Source organism: Dactylosporangium cerinum, assembly GCF_042653625.1.
In the GTDB taxonomy this organism is placed as follows: domain Bacteria; phylum Actinomycetota; class Actinomycetes; order Mycobacteriales; family Micromonosporaceae; genus Dactylosporangium; species Dactylosporangium cerinum.
The window spans coordinates 463,165-484,227 of the sequence record NZ_JBHSIU010000046.1 but is presented as its reverse complement, the minus strand read 5'-3'; the positions used below and the strand labels follow the sequence as shown (position 1 = coordinate 484,227).

At 72.7% G+C, this 21,063-nt stretch carries 18 protein-coding genes; 10 read left to right on the top strand and 8 right to left on the bottom strand.

Annotated elements, in window-relative coordinates; genetic code table 11:
- Window positions 1–255 precede the first annotated feature (255 nt).
- Complete coding sequence (locus tag ACFPIJ_RS36060) at window positions 256–1,323, top strand: DUF2855 family protein (protein WP_380122048.1); 1,068 nt, start codon at window positions 256–258, stop codon at window positions 1,321–1,323.
- 762 nt (window positions 1,324–2,085) lie between these two features.
- Here ACFPIJ_RS36060 and ACFPIJ_RS36055 read toward each other — a convergent pair.
- From ACFPIJ_RS36055 to ACFPIJ_RS36035, 5 genes are all read right to left on the bottom strand, one after another.
- On the bottom strand, window positions 2,086–2,616 hold the full coding sequence (locus tag ACFPIJ_RS36055) for a hypothetical protein (protein WP_380122046.1): 531 nt from the start codon (window positions 2,614–2,616) through the stop codon (window positions 2,086–2,088).
- Window positions 2,617–2,911: 295 nt separating this feature from the next.
- The gene (locus ACFPIJ_RS36050; RefSeq protein ID WP_380122044.1) at window positions 2,912–3,202 is read right to left on the bottom strand and encodes a hypothetical protein; all 291 of its coding nucleotides are present in this window, start codon (window positions 3,200–3,202) and stop codon (window positions 2,912–2,914) included.
- Complete coding sequence (locus ACFPIJ_RS36045; protein WP_380122042.1) at window positions 3,199–6,582, bottom strand: DUF4132 domain-containing protein; 3,384 nt, start codon at window positions 6,580–6,582, stop codon at window positions 3,199–3,201. The genes ACFPIJ_RS36050 and ACFPIJ_RS36045 overlap by 4 nt, the downstream gene beginning before the upstream one ends.
- Before the next feature lie 35 nt (window positions 6,583–6,617).
- Complete coding sequence (locus ACFPIJ_RS36040) at window positions 6,618–8,957, bottom strand: ATP-binding cassette domain-containing protein (protein WP_380122040.1); 2,340 nt, start codon at window positions 8,955–8,957, stop codon at window positions 6,618–6,620.
- On the bottom strand, window positions 8,954–9,964 hold the full coding sequence (locus ACFPIJ_RS36035) for a helix-turn-helix transcriptional regulator (protein WP_380122038.1): 1,011 nt from the start codon (window positions 9,962–9,964) through the stop codon (window positions 8,954–8,956). The genes ACFPIJ_RS36040 and ACFPIJ_RS36035 overlap by 4 nt, the downstream gene beginning before the upstream one ends.
- Before the next feature lie 54 nt (window positions 9,965–10,018).
- On the opposite strand from ACFPIJ_RS36035, the gene ACFPIJ_RS36030 reads away from it, so the two are divergent.
- The 5 genes from ACFPIJ_RS36030 (at window position 10,019) to ACFPIJ_RS36010 (ending at window position 15,006) form a co-directional block, all read left to right on the top strand.
- Window positions 10,019–10,573, top strand: a complete 555-nt coding sequence (locus tag ACFPIJ_RS36030; RefSeq protein WP_380122036.1) for a mycothiol transferase — start codon at window positions 10,019–10,021, stop codon at window positions 10,571–10,573.
- Window positions 10,574–10,637: 64 nt separating this feature from the next.
- Window positions 10,638–12,002: a hypothetical protein gene (locus ACFPIJ_RS36025; protein WP_380122035.1), complete on the top strand. Its 1,365-nt coding sequence runs from the start codon at window positions 10,638–10,640 to the stop codon at window positions 12,000–12,002.
- 53 nt (window positions 12,003–12,055) lie between these two features.
- The gene (locus ACFPIJ_RS36020; RefSeq protein ID WP_380122033.1) at window positions 12,056–13,465 is read left to right on the top strand and encodes an alkaline phosphatase PhoX; all 1,410 of its coding nucleotides are present in this window, start codon (window positions 12,056–12,058) and stop codon (window positions 13,463–13,465) included.
- Window positions 13,466–13,483: 18 nt separating this feature from the next.
- Window positions 13,484–14,086, top strand: coding sequence for a TetR/AcrR family transcriptional regulator (locus ACFPIJ_RS36015; protein ID WP_380122031.1), 603 nt, complete (start codon window positions 13,484–13,486; stop codon window positions 14,084–14,086).
- An 86-nt stretch (window positions 14,087–14,172) separates the two neighbouring features.
- A complete protein-coding gene (locus ACFPIJ_RS36010) occupies window positions 14,173–15,006 on the top strand; it encodes an alpha/beta fold hydrolase (RefSeq protein ID WP_380122029.1) in 834 nt (277 codons plus the stop codon).
- On the opposite strand, the gene ACFPIJ_RS36005 is transcribed toward ACFPIJ_RS36010, so the two are convergent.
- Complete coding sequence (locus ACFPIJ_RS36005) at window positions 14,996–16,312, bottom strand: FAD-binding oxidoreductase (RefSeq protein WP_380122027.1); 1,317 nt, start codon at window positions 16,310–16,312, stop codon at window positions 14,996–14,998. The genes ACFPIJ_RS36010 and ACFPIJ_RS36005 overlap by 11 nt on opposite strands.
- A gap of 157 nt (window positions 16,313–16,469) precedes the next feature.
- Here ACFPIJ_RS36005 and ACFPIJ_RS36000 point away from each other — a divergent pair, with 157 nt between their 5' ends.
- On the top strand, window positions 16,470–17,336 hold the full coding sequence (locus ACFPIJ_RS36000; protein WP_380122026.1) for an RNA polymerase sigma-70 factor: 867 nt from the start codon (window positions 16,470–16,472) through the stop codon (window positions 17,334–17,336).
- A 4-nt stretch (window positions 17,337–17,340) separates the two neighbouring features.
- Here ACFPIJ_RS36000 and ACFPIJ_RS35995 read toward each other — a convergent pair whose 3' ends face one another.
- Window positions 17,341–18,456, bottom strand: a complete 1,116-nt coding sequence (locus tag ACFPIJ_RS35995) for a hypothetical protein (protein WP_380122024.1) — start codon at window positions 18,454–18,456, stop codon at window positions 17,341–17,343.
- Window positions 18,457–18,737: 281 nt separating this feature from the next.
- Here ACFPIJ_RS35995 and ACFPIJ_RS35990 point away from each other — a divergent pair, with 281 nt between their 5' ends.
- Genes ACFPIJ_RS35990 through ACFPIJ_RS35980 form a run of 3 tightly spaced genes read left to right on the top strand, consistent with a single transcriptional unit; the run spans window position 18,738 to window position 20,745 of the window.
- Complete coding sequence (locus tag ACFPIJ_RS35990) at window positions 18,738–19,730, top strand: zf-HC2 domain-containing protein (protein ID WP_380122022.1); 993 nt, start codon at window positions 18,738–18,740, stop codon at window positions 19,728–19,730.
- Window position 19,731: 1 nt separating this feature from the next.
- Window positions 19,732–20,289 carry an RNA polymerase sigma factor gene (locus tag ACFPIJ_RS35985; protein ID WP_380122020.1) on the top strand — a complete coding sequence of 186 codons (558 nt, stop codon included), beginning with the start codon at window positions 19,732–19,734 and terminating at the stop codon, window positions 20,287–20,289.
- Window positions 20,290–20,346: 57 nt separating this feature from the next.
- Complete coding sequence (locus tag ACFPIJ_RS35980) at window positions 20,347–20,745, top strand: MmcQ/YjbR family DNA-binding protein (RefSeq protein ID WP_380122018.1); 399 nt, start codon at window positions 20,347–20,349, stop codon at window positions 20,743–20,745.
- Window positions 20,746–20,748: 3 nt separating this feature from the next.
- Here the strand turns inward: ACFPIJ_RS35980 and ACFPIJ_RS35975 are convergent, their stop codons facing one another.
- Entirely contained in the window at window positions 20,749–21,033 is a 285-nt protein-coding gene (locus ACFPIJ_RS35975; protein WP_380122017.1) for a hypothetical protein, read from the bottom strand.
- Window positions 21,034–21,063 lie beyond the last annotated feature (30 nt).

Below are 21,063 nucleotides of genomic sequence, written 5' to 3'. Positions count from 1 at the left end.
CGGTACTCCGATGTCGTTGGGTGGGACGTTGACATCAAGGAGTCTTTGCGAAACGGGACTGAGCGTTCGTGCACAAGTACACGGAGCGACTGTCGCCGCCATCACACGGACCTGTGCTCGTGGAATCTGCCTCACCGCGGTGCCTGGCAGCACCCCGCCCAACAGCGAAGACGGCGCGTTCGACGGAGGCCCGCGATGGCGCATGTCACCCGGTGCGGCGTTGTCCCGCCGCGATCCGCTGCCTAGCCTCGCGCCATGCCCGCCGCCTGGACCCTCGCCGTCGCCCGTGACGATCTCGCCCGGACCGCCCTCGTCGAAGGACCGGTGCCAGAGCCGGCCGACGGCGAGGTGCTGCTGCGCGTGGACCGTGTCGGCCTGACCGCCAACAACGTCACCTACGCCGTGCTCGGCGAGTCGATGCGCTACTGGGAGTTCTTCCCGCCCGAGCCCCGCGGCCTCACCGCCGCTCAGGGACTGGTGCCGCTGTGGGGTTTCGCCGAGGTGGCGGTTTCCACGGTACCGGGAATCGACGCCGGACAGCGCCTCTACGGCTACCTCCCGCCGGCCAGCCACCTGGTGGTGCGCTCGGTCCGGGTCGACGCGACCGGCTTCCGCGACGGCGCCCCGCACCGCGCCGGGCTGCCGTCGCCGTACAACGCATACCGGCTGACGACCGGCGACGCTGCCTATCGCAGCGACCAGGAGGACCTGCTGATCCTGTTCCGGCCGCTGTTCTTCACCTCGTTCATGCTCGCCGACCAGCTCCTGGACAACGACTGCCACGGCGCGGCGCAGCTGCTGCTGTCCTCGGCGTCGAGCAAGACCGCCTACGCCACCGCCTTCGAGCTGCGCGGCCGCGGTCCGCAACTGATCGGGCTCACCTCCGCGGGCAATGTCGCCTTCACCGAGTCGCTCGGCTGCTACGACCGGGTCGTGTCGTACGCCGACGTCACCGCCCTCGACGTGGTGCCGACCGCCTACCTCGACCTGTCGGGTGCCCCCGCCACCCGCGCCGCCGTCCGCGAGCACTTCGGCGACCGGCTCGTTCGCGATATCGCCGTCGGCCTCACCAACCAGGTCCCGAACGCCGACGCCGCCGGCGAGGTCTTCTTCGCGCCGGACCAGATGCGCAAACGGACCACCGACTGGGGCCGCGACGGCCTCGACCGCCGTTTCAGCGAGGCCTGGCATCGCTTCGCGGCGGTCGCCGCCGGCTGGGTCGACGTCGAGACCGGCCACGGCCCGGAAGCACTGCGAGCCGCGTGGCTCGACGCGCTCGCCGGCCGCACCCCACCCCGCACGGGCAGCATCATCCAACTCTGAACGCCCCGCCACCGCTGAGCTGCGTCGGGCTCGGCCGCTTGTTGTTGATCGAAGTCGCTGGCTGGTTGCCGGGGTGGCCGCCCGGCTCCTTCGTCATGAGTTGGTGTGGGTGATCGTTGTTTGAGCTCTAGCGTGATCCGGCCAGTGTTGCGTTGCGGGGACGTCCCGATGCCGAATTGGGGCGGCCACCGCCGTCGAGGGTGTCGGTCGGTGGCGCCAAACAGTCGCGGCGATGATCAGGATGCATCGGACGAGCTGCTGCAGTAGGCCACGGTGGAACCTGGCTCTTGAACTACCTGGTGAATCACTGACCGCCGGTGGACACCGATTCACCAGGTAGTTCAAGATCACCGCTTCAAGGTGTTGGTATGGGCGATGGTTCTGAGGATCCATGATCTGATCGGTGGCAGGGTCGGGTCGTGTTCCTTCGTGCGGCGCCAAACGGCCCGGGCCGATGGCCTTGGTCGGCGGCTGGGCCGGGGGAGCGCTGCGCCTCGGACGGAGATCGTCGCGCAACGTCATGGCTGTCCGGGCGTGGGGTCTGGGCCGACTGCGACGCGGGCCGCTGCCACACCACGCCCGCCCGCCGCCGTGATCACGGAAGGTCGATGGCGACCCAGGCTCCTCGAGGCAGGACGCGGCCCGGCGGAGGCGGCGTGGTGGGTGCGGGCCCGGCGGGATACGCCCTGCAGGCCGCGGCGTGGTAGATGCGGGCCGGCAGGACGCGGCCCGGCGGGGTGCGGCCCGGGAGGGCCGGTGGCATCAGCGGTCTTCGGGACGCACCCACTCCCGATGGTCCGGTGCTTCGTGCTGCGACTCCTCCTCGTCGTCGGTCAGGCCGCACTCGTCGGCGAAGGCCAGTAGCTCGTGGCGCCGGCCGGTGTGTGGCTCGGCTGCGGCGAGTTCGGCGAGGAGTTGGACGAGCCGGTCGCGCTGGTCGTCGGGCAGGGCGAGGAGGTGCGAGACGACGCTCTCCTGCATTTTGACCGCCACGTCCAGGTCGATCTCGTCCTCGTCGCAGGCGCCCACCCACCATTGCACGTCGACGAAGATGCCTGCGACGGCGGGCAGGGACGCGGCGGCTGCCTTGCCGGCCTCGATGCGGGCACGTTCGTCGGCTGGCAGGCGGGCGAGCAGCCAGTCGACGCTGCGTCGCATGCGGGCCAGTGCGTCGGCGTCGACGTCCGGTTCGTCCTGATCGTCGGTGACGTGGGCGTCGAGCCACGACAGGGTGTCGGTTGCGAGGTGGTAGAGGGAGCGGGCGAGTGCGGCGTCGCGCTCAAGGGTGGTCATGGACGGTGCCTCGGATCGCGTCTGTGGGGGCTCTGGTGGCGAGGCGATTGTCGCGGATGGGTGCGGCGCTGCTCGCGGGTGAGCACGTCGATCTGGATTGCCGGGCGGAAGCTCGCAGCCGGCCTGCACCGGAGGACCGCCTGCAGGAGATGCCGGCCGGGACCAGGTCGCGCACGGACGGACGGCGCAGCACGGTCCGGGCCGTCAGCAGCAGCGGCACACGGCGCTACCCGGTCTGGTGCGGCCACAAGACCATGCGGTGGGTGGTTCTGGCGGCGTGGACAGGCGCGTTCGCTCATTGGTCGAGGATGTCGGTCACGTCGTCGAGCTCGGCTGAGGCCACAAGACCGTGCGCTGGGTGGTTCTGGCGGCGTGGACAGGCGCGCTCGCCCATTGGGTTGAGGATGTCGGTCACGTCGTCGAGCTCGGCTGCGGCTGCCAGACCATGCGGTGGATGGTTCTGGCGGCGTGGACAGGCGCGCTTGCCCATTGGGTTGAGGATGTCGGTCACGTCGTCGAGCTCGGCCGCGGCCACAAGACCGTGCGCCCGGTGGTTCTGGCGGCGTGGACAGGCGCGTTCGCTCATTGGCCGAGGATGTCGGTCAGGTCGCGGAGCACCTCTGAGGCGGTCACGTCGTCGAGTTCGGCGAACGGCAGCGTGAGGTGCTGGGGGAGCCAGTCGCCCCACGCGCGGTGGTTCAGCCAGACGGTGGTGACCTCCTGCTCGGGGGAGATGTCGAAGGCGCCGATCGGGATGCCCGGGTTGAGGTCGATGACGACGGCGCGGCCGGTCGGGGTGGGGCGCCAGATCCAGCCCTGGACACCGGCGTCCTGGGGCACACCGCGCTGCCAGCCGCGGCGTTCGAGACCGAGGAGCGTCGTCGTGGGCACCTTGCGGCCGGCGAACCGGGTGAGCTCGGCGGACGCCCGCTCCTCGGCGGTCAGCGCATGCACCGCGCGGCCCAGCTGGGCGAAGGGCTGGAGGATCTCGTAGTCGGCGAACACCTCCGCCCATCCGGCGACCTGCGAGCCGAGCTGCCGTGGGTGGGCGACGGCGACCGTCGCGGCGGGCGGCAGGTCGAAGGCGTTGTCGTCGGCGTCGGCGAAGGTGCCGTCCTCGGCGACCCGGAACGCGACCGGCGAAGCGTCGCCCGCGCCGCCCGGCGAAGCGTCGCCCAGGCCGACCGCGTCGCCCGCGCCGCCCGCGCCGGCCGGCGAAGCGTCGTCGGTGGAGGCCGTCCACACGAGGCGGCGCACGATGTGGCCCAGGAGGGGATGGGCGACGAGGTGGTCGCGGAACGAGGACGCGGGCCAGTGGCGTTGCGACACCATGGCGGCCTCGAGGCGGTGGATCTGGTCCGCGGCGATCGTGCGCACGTCCTTCTTCAGGCCGCTGTAGCGCAGGTACGCCGCCGGGGCGAGCGTCTCGTCGTCGCGGGTGCCGGGCTTCGGCAGGTCCTTGCGGCGGGCGCCGGTGGGGTCGGTGACGTAGGGCTTGAGGTGCTCGTCGAAGCCGACCACGAACTGCCGGGGGCCGTAGTCCAGGCGCAGGGTGCCGGTCGCGTCCAGGCCGAGGTCGGGGACGAGCCGGTCGGCCAGCTGCTCGGCGGTGAGGCCCAGGCCGGCCGCGACCTCGGCGACCTTCTCCGTGGCGCGCTCCTTGAGGCCCTTGAACTTCGCCTTCTGGGCGATGCCGTGCAGGTGGGTCAGCGCAAGGTCGGTGCCGATGCCGGCGAGCACGTCGAGGCCGGTCACCGCCTTGGCGTGGCCGCCCTCGCCGGGCCAGGCGCGGATCACCGGGGACAGCCGGCGGACGGTGTCGTCGTCGCCGAGCCACTGCAGCGCCTGCAGGGGCCAGGGCTCCTTCGGCGGCGCGCCGACGGACTGCCACTGCGTGAACAGGGCCCAGGCGAACTCGGCGACGGAACGCCGGTCGAGCTGGGGGAGCACCAGCGGCACGCCGGCATACACCTCGCCGGGCCGGGAGATGGCCAGCATGGTGCAGAAGTGCCGGGTCGGCTCGGTGCCGAGTGCGGCGGAGCGGTCCGCGAGCAGGATCCGGGGCAGCAGGCTCGGGTCCGCCCAGGCCGGCAGGTCGGGCATCCTTGCCGGGAGGGCCTCCAGCGAACCCTTGCCCAGCAACGACTCCAGGGCCGCGGCTGCGGCGGGGCCGTGCGTTGCGCCGGCGGCGAGGACGTCGTCGCGGTGCCGGATCGGGATCGCGCGCAGCGCCTCCTCGGCGGCCCGGCGGGCGGGGCCGGACGGGCCGAACGCGGCCGGGGTCAGCGCCCGGGCGGCGTAGGCCGGGTGCCGGTCGAGCCAGGCCAGCACCAGGCCGCGCAATGACTTGAACCGGACCAGGGTGGCGGCCATGTGCGTGGCGACGTCGGGGCTGGCGAACGGCAGCAGCAGCTGCGTGCACGCGGCCGCGTTCTTGCCGGCCAGGTGCAGGGCGGCGGGCAGGGCGGCCAGCTCGTAGCGGGCGGCGAGTTGCGGGAACCACTGCGGGGAGTCCCAGATCCGCTTCGGTTGCCACGCCGGCAGCAACGAGGCGATGAGCGCCGAAGGCCCGGTGATCATGAGGGTGGCCTCGTAGTGGCCTTGCAGGTCGCCGGCCCGGAACTGGGCAACGGCCGCGTCGAACGACCCCTCCAGGTTCCACCACGCCGCGGGCTGTGCGCGCATCGCGGCCCAGGTGTCGCGCTCGCCGGGCGCCCAGTCGACGACGGGCTCCGCGGCGGCGGTGAGTCCCTTGACGACCACCGGCTTGGAGGAGGCGCGCCGGGCCGTCCAGGGCGGCGTGACCAACACCTCGGGCAGCGCTGACGGCGGGGCGTCGGGGACGGCGCTCAGGTCGGCGAGGATCGCCTCGACCCGCTGCCGCGCGGGCGGTGGCAGCGCCGGCAGCTCCGCGGCGACGAGATCCTGGTTGGCGAGGACGTGGACGCGCAGCAGGTCGCGGGCCGCCCGGCCGTCGGCGGCGGCGAGGAGGCGCAGCGCCCGCCGCGGGTAGCGGCGGGCCGCGTCGAGGGTGGCGAGCGGCACGTACTTGCGGTCGAGGCGGGCGACCAGCGCGGCGAACGCCTCGTCGGTCGGAAACTGGGCGAGCATCCCGAGGAGCCGCTGCTGCACGTCGGCGGCGAAGGTGCCGGAGTCGAGCCAGGCAAGGGCGTGCGGGGTGACGGCGGTGCCGGTGCCGTCGACGGCGGTCGCGACGGCCTCGGGGTCGCGGGCCATCCACCAGCCGTTGGGCGGCGCAACCCGGTCCAGCTGCTCGGCGGTGTCGGCCGAACACCACAGCAGTTTGCGCAGATACTGCTGGTCGCCCCCGCCGAGGGCGGCACAGTCGTCATCGACCCACGATCCCTGGCCCGGGGCCAGGAACGACGTGGCGATGCGGCGCTGTAGCGACAGTCCCCGGTGGCCGTCGAGCGCGGCTACGGCAGCGGCGTGCTCGTCGTCGGCCGCGACGGCGAGGGCCGCCCGCACCCGCGTGGCGAGCATGAGCCAGTGCCGGGCAAACCCCCAGCCGTCGGCGCTGTGCCACAGCAGGCGCGGCGGGACCGCCTTGCCCATGTCCGTGTGCCCGCCGACCTCCACCCCGAGCGCCTCGACGGTGGCCTCGGCGGCGAACGCGACGCCGCGCGAAGCGATCCACAGGTCGGCGAGACCGTCAAGCCGTGCGGTCCTGTCCCAGCCCACGTGGAACAGCACCACCGCCGCGACGACCCCGGCGCCGGCGGCCGGCCCGGTGGCCGGGTCGACCTGATACGCCCGCCCGGCCGCGACGAGCCTGGGGTCGCTGTCAGCGTGGGTCAGCCGGGTCTCGATCACCGGTGCCGCCGCCGTGATCATGGCTGTCCCCAGGGCAGGGTCGAGCTTCAGTGCCGGCCCGGGCGCTCCGCCGCGGCGCGGGATGAACACCTTGCGCCACGCGGCGGAGAACACCAGCAGATCCTCGTCCATGCCGGTGACTGTAACGACGAGGTCTGACAAAAATCTCAGCCGCCGACGTACTCCGCCAGGTGCGTGCCGGTCAGTGTCGACTTCGCGGCCACCAGCGATGCAGGGGTCCCCTCGAACACGACCCGCCCGCCGTCGTGCCCGGCGCCCGGCCCGAGGTCGATGATCCAGTCCGCGTGCGCCATCACCGCCTGGTGGTGCTCGACGACGATGACCGATTTGCCCGAGTCGACAAGGCGGTCCAGCAACCCCAGCAGGTGCTCGACGTCCGCGAGGTGCAGCCCGGCGGTCGGCTCGTCGAGCACGTAGATGCCGCCCTTGTCGGCCATGTGGGTCGCCAGCTTGAGCCGCTGCCGCTCGCCGCCGGACAGCGTCGTCAGGGGCTGGCCGATGCTGAGGTATCCGAGCCCGACGTCGGAGAGCCGGGTGAGGATGGCGTGGGCGGCCGGAACATGAGAGGCCCCGGGACCGAAGAACGACAACGCGGTGGATACCGACATCGCCAGGACCTCGCTGATGTCCGAACCACCGAGCTTGTGCTCCAGCACCGATGCCTCGAACCGCTTGCCCTCACACACCTCGCACGTGGTGGCGACGCCCGCCATCACCACCAGGTCGGTGTAGATGACGCCGTTGCCGTTGCAGTTGGGGCAGGCGCCCTCGGAGTTCGCGCTGAACAGCGCCGGCTTCACCCCGTTGGCCTTCGCGAACGCCTTGCGGATCGGGTCGGCCAGCCCCGTGTACGTCGCCGGGCTGCTGCGCCGTGACCCCTTGATCGGGCTCTGGTCGACCGAGACGACGTTCGCCGAAGGGGGAACGGAACCGTGCACCAGGGAACTCTTCCCCGATCCGGCCACCCCGGTCACCACGCACAGCACCCCGAGCGGGATGTCGACGGACACGTCGTGCAGGTTGTGCAGCTTCGCGCCACGGATCTCCAAGACCTCAGAGAATGGGCGTACCGAGGATTTCAAACAAGAACGGTCGTCCAGGTGCCGGCCGGTGACCGTACCACTGGACCGCAGACCGTCGACAGAGCCCTCGAAACACACGGTGCCACCGCCCGAGCCCGCCCCGGGACCCAGGTCGACCACGTGGTCGGCGATCGCGATGACCTCGGGCTTGTGCTCCACCACGAGCACCGTGTTGCCCTTGTCGCGCAGGCGCACCAGCAGTTCGTTCATCCGCTGGATGTCGTGCGGGTGCAGCCCGACGGTCGGCTCGTCGAAGACATACGTGACGTCGGTCAGTGGCGAGCCCAGGTGCCGGATCATCTTCACCCGCTGCGACTCACCGCCGGACAGCGTGCCCGACGGCCGGTCCAGCGACAGGTATCCGAGGCCGATCTCCACGAACGAGTCGAGCGTGTGCTGCAGCGCGGCGACAAGAGGCGCCACCGACGAATCACCAATAGAGCCGACCCACGACGCCAGGTCGCTGATCTGCATCGAGCACGCGTCGGCGATGTTCTTGCCGTCGATCTTCGACGAGCGGGCCTCCTCGCTGAGCCGGCTGCCGCCGCACTCGGGGCAGACCGCGAACACCACCGCCCGCTCCACGAACGCGCGCACGTGCGACTGCAGCGCGTCGACGTCCTTGGACAGCATCGACTTCTGGATCTTCGGGATGAGCCCCTCGTACGTGAGGTTGATGCCGTCGACCTTGATCTTCGTCGGCTCCCGGTGCAGCAGGTCGTGCAGTTCCTTCTTCGTGTACTTGCGGATCGGCTTGTCCATGTCGAAGTAGCCGGAGCCGCTGAAGATGCGCCCGAACCAGCCGTCCATGCTGTACCCGGGGATCGTGAGCGCGCCCTCGGACAGGGACTTGCTGTCGTCGTACAGCTGCGAAAGGTCGATGTCGTTGACCTTGCCGCGGCCCTCGCAGCGCGGGCACATGCCGCCGGTGATGCTGAAGCTGCGGCGCTCCTTCACCGTCTGGCCGGCCTTCTTGATCGTGACGGCGCCGGCGCCGCTGATCGAGGCGACGTTGAACGAGAACGCCTGCGGCGAGCCGATGTGCGGCTGGCCGAGCCGGCTGAACAGGATGCGCAGCATCGCGTTGGCGTCGGTGGCGGTGCCGACGGTCGAGCGCGGGTCGGCGCCCATCCGCTGCTGGTCGACGATGATCGCGGTGGTCAGCCCCTCCAGGACGTCGACGTCGGGCCGGGCGAGCGTGGGCATGAACCCCTGCACGAAGGTGCTGTAGGTCTCGTTGATCAGCCGCTGCGACTCCGCCGCGATCGTGCCGAACACCAGCGAGCTCTTGCCCGAGCCGGACACCCCGGTGAACACCGTCAGCTGCCGCTTCGGGATCTCGATGCTGACGTCCTTGAGGTTGTTCACCCGCGCGCCGCGCACCCGGATCAGCTCGTTGCTCATCTCGTCTCCAAATCCGTCCGACTCCCGTCCACGCTATAAGGTGCGCCGTGCTCGTCCGCAACAGATGACAGCAGACGAGACCCGACGACCCGAACCGTGTGTCGCAGCTCAGGACCCCCGACGACCCGGAACGGCACCGGCAACGCCGCCAGCTGTTCGGCATACCACCACGGATTCCCGGTCGTCCCGGTGAGGCGGCACGTGTCCGCGTCGACTTCTTCGAGTTTCCCCAGCGCCCGCGGTACGCGACCCGCCACCGCCGACAACGGCGCGGCAAGGATCAGCGAGACCGTGTACTCCCAGCCGACCGCGAGATGCTCCTCCAGCACGGCCACGGGGTCGAACGGCGCCGGCGGCGCGAACCCGTCGGCTGACACCTCCACCCGCTGGACCCGGTCGATCCGGTACGCGCGGCGCGCCCCGGCGGAATGCGACCAGCACACCAGATACCACCGCCCGTGCCGCACGACCACCGCCCACGGGTCGACCAACGCGTCCCACGAACTGCCGGAGCCGGTCCGATACCACACCCGCACCTGCTGGAACTCCGTGCAGGCCTGCACCAGCGTGCTGGTGGTCTGCGGGTCGGGCCGGGCGGCGGCGCGGTCCGGTGCCGGTGCGGTGGCCTTGCGGACCGCGTCCGCCTGCGCCGCGACCTGCGCCGGCAGCGCCCGCACGATCTTGCCGAGGGCCGCGCCGACCGGGGTGGCCGGGTCGCTCGCGTCGTGGTGGCCGTCGAGGACCGCCATGACCAGGCTGAGGGCCTCATCGGCGGTGAACGTCAACGGAGGCAGCCGCAGGCCACGGCCGACGCTGTATCCGCCGTAGGGCCCGCGGACCGACGAGATCGGGATGCCGGCGTCGCGCAGCACCCCGACGGTACGCCGGGCGGCCCGTTCCGACACGCCGAGCCGGGCGGCCAGCCGATCGGCGGTGATCCCCGGGTTGGCCTGCACGACCTCGAGCGCGAGCAGCGCCCGCGCGGCGGGACCGGGGCCGGAATCCACTGCATCACCTTAACCGGACGCGAAACGTCCGGAACCCGCCCTACGGTGCGACGCATGGCCTTCCTGGATGAGCCGTCGGCGACCGCCGGCGAGACCGAGATGCTGCTGTTCGCCCTCGAACGATCCCGCGCCCAGTTCGCCTGGAAGAGCGGCGGGCTGGACGCGGCCGGGCTGCGCCGCCCCCAGCCGCCGTCCACGCTGACCCTCGCCGGGCTGCTCAAACACCTGGCGCTGGTGGAGGAGCTCTACACCATCGACTTCACCGGCGAGGCGCCCGGGCCGCCGCTGGACGCGCCCGAGGCGAGGACCGACCCCGACTGGGTGTGGCGCAGCGCCGCCGACGACACCCCGGAGTATCTCTACGGCCTGTGGCACGGCGCGGTCGCGCACTCCCGGGCCGCGCTCGCCGCCGCGCTCGCCGACGGCGGCCTGGACCAGCCGGCGAAGTACACGACCGACGACGACGGCAACCCGCCGAACCTGCGGCGGATCGTCGTGGACCTGCACGACGAGTACGCCCGCCACGTCGGCCACGCCGACCTGCTCCGCGAGGCGATCGACGGACTCGTGGGCGAGGACCCGCCTTTGGGAAAGCTTTCGTCCGCGTGAAGAGTTGCGCATGCGCCGTCACATGGCTTGCCGAAAAGGTTTTCGCCCAGTTGACTCCTCCGGCATGGACCTGCACGGCAAGCGCCGCTTGATTGTCGTTTTCGGCGTCGGTACGGCGGCAGCCATCGCCCTCGCCTCGACCGTCTACTGGTTCACGGGAGCCGGCGGCGACGACGGGACGCCGCAGGCCCGCGCCCAGCAGGCGGGCCTGCCCTCCGAGGGCGCGCAAGCCCTGGGCGCCGCCGCCTCAGGATCCGTTTCGCCGTCGGCCTCGACCGCCGGTGCGTGCGCCCGCCCGGTCGGCGCGGCACCGGCGGTGAAGGTCACCGACGTCCCGGTGGGGGCGGGCGTCACCGGCTACGGGCGCGAGGGCGACACCGACCCGCTGCCGATGGCGATCGCCGCCCGCCCCGACGGCGGGTCGTGGCTGGCCTGGCTGGGCACCGACGGCAAAGTCCACCTCGGCCGGCTGGACTGCGCCGACAAGCTCGTCGGCACCCCGACCACGTTCACCGGCATCGACCTGCAGGACGTGCAGGCCGACGCCAACGGCGGGGTCCTGCTGCTCACCCGCAAGGGCAACTGCGGCGGCGGCACCCTGTGCGGCGGGTCGTCCAGCCCGTGCAACACCATGCACATGATCCGGTTCGACCTGAACGGGCAGCAGGTGTGGGAGCGGCAGGTGACGAACCTGACCGGCGGCCGCACCGGCTACGACGACGGCGCCCGGTTCGTCTGGTGGTATCAGCACCACGGCCGGCTCGCGTACGACGGCACCAACTACGCCGCGTACTTCGGCGTCGCCATCACGGTCAGGAACGGCGCCTGCGTCGACATCCACGAGGGTGACCGGATGCAGGTCGTCGGCCCGAACGGCGCACTGGTGCCAGGCCACGACAGCTTCGAGGTCGGCTGCAGCCACAGCTGGACGACCCGCATCGCGTGGGACCCTCGGACGAAGCACTTCGCGATGGTGTGCGCCACCGACAACGCGTGCCGCATCGCGCAGCCGAACCCGTACCGGACCGTGGCCGCCGGCACCTGCGACGGCACCCTGTTCGGCGGCGACCTCGTCCTCGCGCAGGCGAAGGGGTACTGGACCGCGTGGAGCCAGGGCGGGACGGCCCGCCTCGAGCACTTCAGCACCGGCGCGTCCGACCAGCGCGTCAGTACCGCGGCGAAAACGGCACATCCACACCTGGTCGCCTACGGCAGCGGTCGCATGCTGCTGGCGTGGGAGTCCGGCGCCTCGATGACCGCGCAGGTCTACGACACCGCCGCCGGCAAGACGGTTGGCGGCACGTTTCCGATCGGCGTGAAGGACCACGCGTATCAGGCGTTCAAGGCCTACGCGGACGGCAGCGTCGCCTACCCAGCCGCCGGCAACGCCACCACGATCAGGGTCGCCCGGGTGATGCCGATGGGCTGATCGTCGCCTGCACGTCGCGGGGTGTTCACCGACGTACCGCGATGATGGACGCCATGGTGTTGAACAGACGCGACGTCCTGGCGGTCACCGGTCTCGGCCTCGTCGGCGGCGGGGTCGGTGGCGCGTTCCTGAGCCCCGGCCAGGCCGCCGCCGCGCCGGGCGGGAACGGCCGGCCGATCGACGGGTACGGCCCGCTGAAACCGGCCGGCCGGGAGCTGGCGCTGCCCGCCGGGTTCAGTTACCGGACGTTCGGCGCCGCCGGCACCAGGATGAACGACGGCCTCGTGACGCCCGGCTGCCACGACGGGCAGGCGCTGTTCGCCGCCGGCCGGGGCAGGGTGCGGCTGATCCGCAACCACGAGCTGGACCTGGACATCCCCGGTGTCACGCGGCGCGCGCTCGGCCCGCGCGACGCCTACGACCGCGCGGCGCCGGCCGGGTGCACGTCGTCGCTGTACGACATCGCCGCCGGCCGGCTCGTCGAGAGCTTCCTCGTGCTCAACGGCACGCTGTCCAACTGCAGCGGCGCGCCGACGCCGTGGGGCTCGTGGCTGACGTGCGAGGAGACCACCGACGGTGTCGGCGCCGGATACGAGAAGCCGCACGGTTACGTGTTCGAGGTGCCGGCCGACGCGCGGGGACCCGTGTCGCCGGTGCCGCTGAAGGCGATGGGCCGCTTCGAGCACGAGACCGCGCCGGTCGACCCGCGCACCGGGATCGTGTACATGACCGAGGACAACGGCGACCCGGGCGACGGCTTCTACCGCTTCGTGCCCAACCGCACCGGCCGGCTCGCCGCCGGTGGGCGGCTGCAGATGCTCGCCGTCACCGGCGACAAGGACTACGACACGGCCACCGGCCAGCGGGTCGGCGAGGTCCTCGACACCCACTGGGTCGACATCGACGAGCCGGACCCGACCGACGCCGAGGACAACCCCGGCGCCGTCTACTCGCAGGGCCGCGCCCGCGGCGGCTGCCGGTTCCTCGGCCTCGAGGGCTCCGCGTGGGCGGACGGCGGCGTCACGTTCGTCGCGAGCGAGGCCGGCGACGGCGGTAACGGCCAGGTGTGGCGGTACGTGCCGGACGGCCACGACCGCGGGACGCTGCAGCTGCTGTTCGAGTCGCCGAACCCGAAGACCCTGAACCAGCCGGACACCGTCGCCGTCGCCCCCGACGGCACGATCCTGCTCGCCGAGGACGGCGACGGCGAGGACGAGGACGGCGGCGACAACTGGCTGCGGGTGCTCACCCCGTCCGGCGGCATCGCCAACCTGGCCCGCGTGATCGAGCCCCTGGACCTGCATTACTGGAACCCGGAGGACTTCCCGAATCCAGGGCCGACCGGCGCCAGCGAACTGGCGGGCGCCGCGTTCACCGCCGACGGCCGGCACCTGTTCATCAACGTGCAGTACCCGGGGGTGACCTGTGTGATCACCGGCCCGTGGCACAACGGCCGGCGATAGGGCTGCCATCCTTGCGGGATGGAGCAGGGGTACCGGCGCTCGGCCGGTTCGGCACGGGGCGAGGCACGGCGGCAGGCGCTGCTGGAGTCGGTCACCGAGGACCTGGCGGAACACGGCCTGGTGGACTTCTCGCTGCGCCGGGCCGCCCGGGCCGCCGGCACCACCCACAAGGTGCTGCTGTACTACTTCGACGGCGTCGACGACCTGCTGGTGCAGGCGGTGGACCGGCTGCGTGCCCGCCGCATCGACAACAGCATGGCGGCCGCCGCGCTGCAGGCCGGGCAGGGCACCCTGGCGGCCCGGATCGAGGCACTGTGGCCGGTGCTCGTCGACCCGCGCTCCGGGCACCGGGTGCTGGAGCAGTCGACCGGGCTGGCGATGTACGACCCGGCCCGCTACTCGAAGTTCGGCCGTGAGGCGACGCAGCAGTACCTGCCGCCGCTGCTCGCCCTGTGCCCGCCGGAGTGGTCCGAGCGGCGCCGCACCGAGGTCGCCGAACTGATCCTCGCCACGCTGCGCGGGCTGCTGCTCAACCGGGTCATCGGCGCGGACCCGGCGAGCGTCGAGGCCGGTTTCGCCGCGCTGCTGCGCGCCCTCGAACGCGAAGAGGCGGCAACCTGACCCTGCGCTGTTGCGCGCCCTCGAACGCGAAGAGAGGCGGCAAGCTGACCCTGGCCGCAATGTGAACCATGTGGTTCACTTGGTGCATGGCCGTCATCGAACTGTCCGCGGGAACCATCGACTACCAGGACACCGGCGGTGACGGGCCGGTCGTCCTGCTGCTGCACGGGCTGCTCATGGACGGCTCCCTCTGGGACGCCGTCGTGCCCGAACTCGCCGGACACCGGTGCGTGGTCCCGACCCTGCCGCTCGGCGCCCACCGCCGCCCGCTGCCCGGCGCGGACCTGTCGCTACCTGCGGTGGCCAGGCTGGTCACCGAGCTCGTCGAACGCCTCGACCTGCGCGACGTCACTCTCGTCGGCAACGACACCGGAGGCGCGATCGCCCAGCTGATCGCCGCCGATCCGACCAGGACAGAGCGCTTCAGCGGCCTGGTGCTGGTGTCCTGCGAGGCGTTCGACAACCTCCCGCCCGGGCTCACCGGCCGGACCCTCGCCGTCACCGGCAAGCTCCCGCCCGCCGCGTTCAAGGCGTTCATGCAGCAGATGCGGCTCAAACCCATGCGCCGGCTGCCGCTCGCGTTCGGCTGGCTGACGAAACGCGGCGACGCCACCACCGCGCGCTGGATCCGGCCCGTGCTCGACGTGCCGGGCATTGCCGCGGACACCGTCCGGGTGCTGCGCGCCGCGTTCGCCGACCGGGACCTGCTGGTCCGCGCCGCGGCGGGCCTGCCGGCGTTCGACCGGCCCGCCGTCGTCGTCTGGGCGGCCGGGGACCGGGTCATGCCACCGGAGCACGGCCGCCGCCTCGCCGGGCTGCTGCCGCAGGGCCACCTGGTCGAGGTCCCGGACAGCTACACCCTGATCCCGCTCGACCAGCCGGCCCTGCTCGCGAAGGTCGTGCGGGAGCTCACGGCCTGACGTTGTGGTTGCCGGCGAACAGGTTCCCCGGGTCGAACCGGCGCTTGACCGCCGCGAGCCGCCGGTAGGTCTCCGGCGGGTAGACCGCGGTGACGTCCCGGCCGGAGAGGAAGTTCGCGTAGGCGCCGGTGACGTGCGGTGCCAGCCGGCCCCAGATCGCCGCCAGCCCAGGACCGGCGGCCTCGACGACCGGCGGCGGACCCACGACCGTGGTCGCGACCATCAGTTCCGCGCCGCGGTGCGCGTAGGCGGTGGCGTCCGCCGGGACGCGGGACACCGCGCCGCCGACGCTGCGCACGGCGATGATCGGTGCCCCCGCCGACGTGGCGACCTGGGCAAGGACCGCCACGGCCGCCGGCACCGACGCCGGGTCGACGAACGCGCTGCGGGTCACCAGCCGGATGCCGGGCGGCGGAGTCCCGCCGTCGACCAGTGTGTCGGCGTACCGCTGCAGCCTGACGTCGTCGTCGAGCACCGTGCCGAGCCGCCGGATCGGGTCGATGGCCTGGGCCGCGAGCTCCGGGTCGTCGCCGTCGAAGGTGACGAGGACCTCGACCGGCGCGGCGGGCCCACCAGCGAACGGGTTGGCGAGATTCGCGATCGAGGTCAGCTCCTCGGGGGCGGTGCGCAGGTGATCCGCCCAGCCGCGCAGCACGGCCGCTGCCTGCGCCGCGGGGAACGTGATGCGGCCGTGGAACACGTCGGTCGTGCGGTGCGCCACGAACTCGAACGCGGTCACGACGCCGAAGTTGCCGCCGCCGCCGCGGATCGCCCAGAACAGCTCCGGGTGCTCCTCCACGCCGACCCGCGCGACCGAACCGTCGGCGAGGACCAGGTCCGCGGCGACCAGGCTGTCCAGGGTCAGGCCGTGCTTGCGGACCTTCCAGCCGATGCCGCCGGACAGCGTCAGCCCGCCGACGCCGACGCTCCTGGTGTCACCCGAGGAGATCGCCAGGCCGTGCGGGTCGAGGGCGGCCGTGACCTGACCCCAGGTGGCGCCGCCGCCGATCCTGACGAGGTGCCGGTCGGTGTCGAGGACCTCGACGGTCGCGAGGTTACCGAGGTCGATCACGACGCCGCCGTCGTTGGTGCCGAAGCCGGCGAAGGCGTGCCCGCCGCCGCGCACCGCCAGCGGCAGGCCCGCGCCGGCGGCGAACCGGACCGCCGCCTGCACGTCACCGGCCGTCTTCGGGCGGAGCACGTAGGCCGGGCTCCCCGACGCGAGGACCGTGCGGCTGGCCGCCGCGTACTGCGCCGCGCCCGGTTCGATGATGTCGCCGCCGAAGTCGCGATCCAGAGATGTCATGAGCGGGTTCCTTCCATCAGAGGGAGTTCGCTCAAGTGACGCGGGCGGGACGGCTCGTGTGACCACGCCGCCGTGTGACACACGACATCGGCCGGGGCTGTCACAAGACGGCGCCCACGGGCGTCATGTGCCCGGCACCGTCACATGTGGAGGAACCATGGACCCGGCAACGGAGGCGTTCGTCGCGCACCGCAACCTGCTGTTCACCGTCGCCTACGAGATGCTCGGCTCGGCCGCGGACGCCGAGGACGTCCTGCAGGAGACCTGGCTGCGGTGGGCGGGCGTCGACCTCGACACCGTCCGGGACCACCGGGCGTTCCTGGTGAAGATCACCACCCGGCAGGCCCTGGACCGGCTGCGCGCGCTCGACCGGCGCAAGGAGTCCTACGTCGGGCCGTGGTTGCCGGAGCCGCTGCTGACCGCGCCCGACGTGGCGGAGGACGTCGAGCTCGCGGAGAGCGTGTCGATGGCGATGTTGTTGGTGCTGGAGACCCTCGCGCCGACGGAGCGGGCGGTGTTCGTGCTGCGGGAGGTGTTCGCCCTGGAGTACGAGGAGATCGCGGAGGCGGTCGACAAGAGCCAGGCGGCGGTGCGGCAGATCGCGCACCGGGCCCGCGCGCACGTCGCCGCCCGCCGCCCGCGCGGGGCCGCGTCGGCGGCGCAGGCCCGCGACGCGCTCACCGCGTTCCAGCGGGCGGTGGAGACGGGCGACCTGCAGCCGCTGCTCGACATCCTGGCGCCGGACGTGGTGTTCATCAGCGACGGCGGCGGACGCCGGCAGGCCGCCCTGGTGCCCGTGGTCGGCATGGACCGGGTCGCCGAGGTCCTGGCCAGGATCCCCGCCCTGACGTCGCTGCGGCCGGCGCACGTCAACGGCTACCCGGCGCTGATCTTCCACGTCGACGGCGAGGTCGACACCGTCGTCGCGGTCCGCGTCGACGACGGCCGGATCACCGGGCTCTACGCCGTGCGCAACCCGGACAAGCTGTCCCGCCTGGAGCGGGAGACGACCCTGCACCGGTGACGGGTCAGTACCCGATCGCGGCGGCCGCCACCGATCGCAGGTAGGCGGCCGCCGGCGGGCTCAGGTACAGGTCCGCGAGGCCGGCCGGGGACTCGCGGAACAGGATGCCGTAGAGAGTGACGGCGTCCAGGTAGATGGCGGCGTCGTTGGGGTGCTTGCCGTCGGGGGCGATGAGGTACGCCGTCCCCTTGGCCGCGATGACCGTCTCGAACGCGTCGCCGATCGGGGCGAGCAGGTTCGGTGTGCTCAGCGCGGCGGACAGGGCCGCCGCGTGGGCGTCGATCGCGGCCTTGGCGGCGGCGCGGGACGGGAACGGGGCCGGGTCGACCAGGGCCCAGTTCTTGACCAGCACGACCCGCCCGCCCGGTTTCAGCGCCCGGGCGAACGTCGGGGCATACGTGTTGAGCAGCGTGTCCGTCGCCGCCGCCGGATTGGTCGCGAGGAGCGTGCTGTACTCCTGCAGCACGATGAAGTCGTATCGCCGGCCGCCGCCCAGCGGGGTCGCCAGGAGCCCGTCGTCCCAGGTCTGTCGCAGCGTGTAGCCGGAGTGGATGACCTCCGTGACGTGGATGGTCCGGCCCGCTGTCTCGGCCAGGTGCCGCACCAGCTCCGGGGTGTCCTCGCCGGCGGCGTTCATGGTGCCGAGCAGGCTGTTGCCGACGAACAGCACGTCGACGGGCGCCGGGGTGGCCGGGGTCGCGGCGACCGTGAAGCGCACCGTGACCGGGGCGCCGGCTTCCTCGGCGTGCACGGTCAGGGTGTAGGTGTCCGGAGTCGCCGGCAGGCGGACCTGGTACGGCGCCCGTTCGTCCGTGCGGGTGACGCCACCGCCCGCCGCGCCGATCAGCGTGAACGTCACGCCGTCCGGGTCCGCGCCCGGGGCGAGGTCGGCGCGCAGGTCGAGGTCCCGGCCGGCCAGCCGGGTCAGATCGACCACGGTGCCGTCGGTGACCGGGCTCAGACCGAGGACCGGCCGGCCGGTCGCGTCGTTGATCAGGGAGACGCCGCCGATGACGCGGGTGTCGCCGGTGCCGTTCGCGGACACGTGCGGGGCGGTGGTTGCGGCGAGCGCGGCGACCCCCAGGGCGGCGGCGGCCCACCACCGGCGGCGGAACGGCATCGTGCGGTGACTCCTCGACCAGTGGAAACGTCCGCCCAGGGTGCGCACCGCCGCCGGCGCTGTCAATCACGTGCGCCCCGGTTCGTCCGATCGGCGCCGTGGACGGCCCGGGAGTCGGACGTCAGGCGCGTGGGCCGGCCCCGTGCAGCCGCCGCCGGCAGGCCGCCGCTCAGGTGACCCCGCCTACGCTGTGACGTGGGTCACGTCGTTCGTCCGGTGCGCTTGATCGGCCGAAGGACCTTCGAGCACGCCCGTCGCGTGCCTTCAGGCTGGAGGTATCGATGGCGCCCGACGTCCATCCGGACGACCTGCTCGGCGCGTACGTCATGGACGCGTGCGCCGGGACCGACGCGGCGGCCGTGGCCGCGCACCTGGCAGGCTGCCCCGGGTGTGCCGCGGAGGCCGACCGGCTCCGCACGGCCGCCGAGTGGGTGGGGGAGCTCGCCGACCGCCGCCCGCCGCCCGAACTGCGGGCCCGCGTCCTGGCGGCGGCCCGGGCGGCCCGCCCGCCGTGCGACGCCGAGATCGAGGGGCTGCTCGCGCCGTACGTCGCCCAGGTCGCCGCGTTCGACCGGCTGCTCGGTGGCCTCGCGGGTCCGCTGTGGCTGCGCCCGGTCGGGCCGCACGCCTCCGTGCGCGCGCTCGTCACGCACCTGCGGGCCAACGACACCATGGTCGCCGCCGCGACGGGGGCCGGCGACCGCATCGTGCGGCGCGGCCGGCCGGACGAGTCCACAGTGGACGTGCGACGGCGCTGGCGGTCGCAGGCGGACGAACTGGTCCGCACCGTCGCCGCGGCCGAACCGCCCGCCCTGGACCGGCCCGCGCCGCTGGCCGGACGGGCGCCGGCCTGGCGGCCGCTGCGGGAGGCGCTGACGCAGCGGGTGTTCGAGACCTGGATCCACGCCGACGACGTGCGGACCCTGCTGGCGCTGCCGCCGGAGCCGCCACCACCGCGGCAGCTGCGCCGCATCGCGGACTTCGCCCTGCGGCTGCTGCCCGCGGCGATGGACGCGGCCGGCCGGGGCCGCCCGCATCAGGTCCTCCGCCTGACGCTGACCGGCCCGGGCGGTGGCGAACGCCTCGTCGCGCTGTCCGCGGCGACCCCGACCACGGGCAGCACCGTGGTCGCCGAGGTCACCGTGGCCGCGGAACTGTTCTGCCGGCTCGTCGCCGGCCGGGTCGGCACGCTCCCGGCGGGCGTGTCCGTCGGCGGCGACCCCCGGGCCGCCGCCGACTTCCTCGGGGTCGCCGCGACGATGGGGTGCGACTGACATGTGGGACGCACCGGAGGACGACGACCTGCGCATCCGTGACGCGCTGATGGCCGGGCGCGAGAGCGCCCTCGCCGAGGCGTACGACACACACGCCGGCGCCGTGTACGGACTGGCGCTGCACATCACCCGCGACACCGGCGTCGCCGAGGACATCGTGCAGGAGGTCTTCGCCGACCTGTGGCAGCGCCCCGAACGCTTCGACGCGTCCCGGTCCCGGCTGCGCGGCTGGCTGTGCATGATCGGCCGCCGCCGCGCCATCGACTGGCTGCGCCGGCAGCGGACCAGCGAACGGTACCGGCACACCGTCGCCGAACCCGACGTCGTCCTGCCCTACGTGGAGGACGCGGTGATGACGTCCCTGGCGCACAAGCAGGTCCGCAAGGCCGTCAACGACCTGCCGGACACCCACCGCCGGGCGGTCCTGCTCGCCTACTACCAGGGCCTGACCTACCGCGAGGTCGGCGCGGCCCTCGGCATCCCCGAGGGCACCGCCAAGTATCGCCTCAGCAGCGCCCTGCGCCGCATCGCGGTCCAGCTCGCCGACCAGATCGACTGAAGGATCGCCGGCCGATTCGGTCAGGAGCCGCACCTGGATGGACGCTATGGTGGCCGCGTGGCGCATCCCATCATGTTCGACGACGCCGACCCGATCCTGGCCCGGCTGCGGGAGCTCGCCCTGGCCCTGCCCGACGCCGCGGAGAAGATCTCCCACGGGCATCCCGCGTTCTACACGACCAAGGTCTTCGCCTACTACGGCGGCTCGATCAAGGTCGACGGCGTCTACCACCAGCACGAGCACTCGGTGATCGTGCTGGTCGACCCGGCCGAGCGCGAGGCGCTGCTCGAGGACGCCCGCAGCTACGTGCCGGCGTATCTCGGCCCGTCCGGCTGGATCGGCGTGGACCTCGCCGAGGACACCGACTGGGCCGAGATCGGCGAGCTGCTGGACGCCAGTTACCGCCGCACCGCCGGCCGCCGCCGCGTCGCCGCCCTCGACGCCCGCCCGTCCTGACGCTCAGTCCCCGGCCGCCTCGAAGATCCTGGTAGTCGGCGCGCCCGCCAGGGCCGGCGCCCGCTGCGGGTCCGCCCACACGGTCGTGCGCAGGAACCGCAGGAACCCCTCGGCCGCCTCCGCCGTCGGGAAGTCCAGGTCGACCGCCACGTACTTCTCGTCGTCGACGGGCCGCAGGACGCGGTGACCGAGCACGCCCGCGGCGCTGCGGGCCTCGGCGAAACCGTCGAACGCGCGACGCCACAGCGCGAAATCGACGATCGGGTGCTCAATTCGTAAGGTCGTCATGGCATCCGACGCTAAAGACCACCGGGCGCG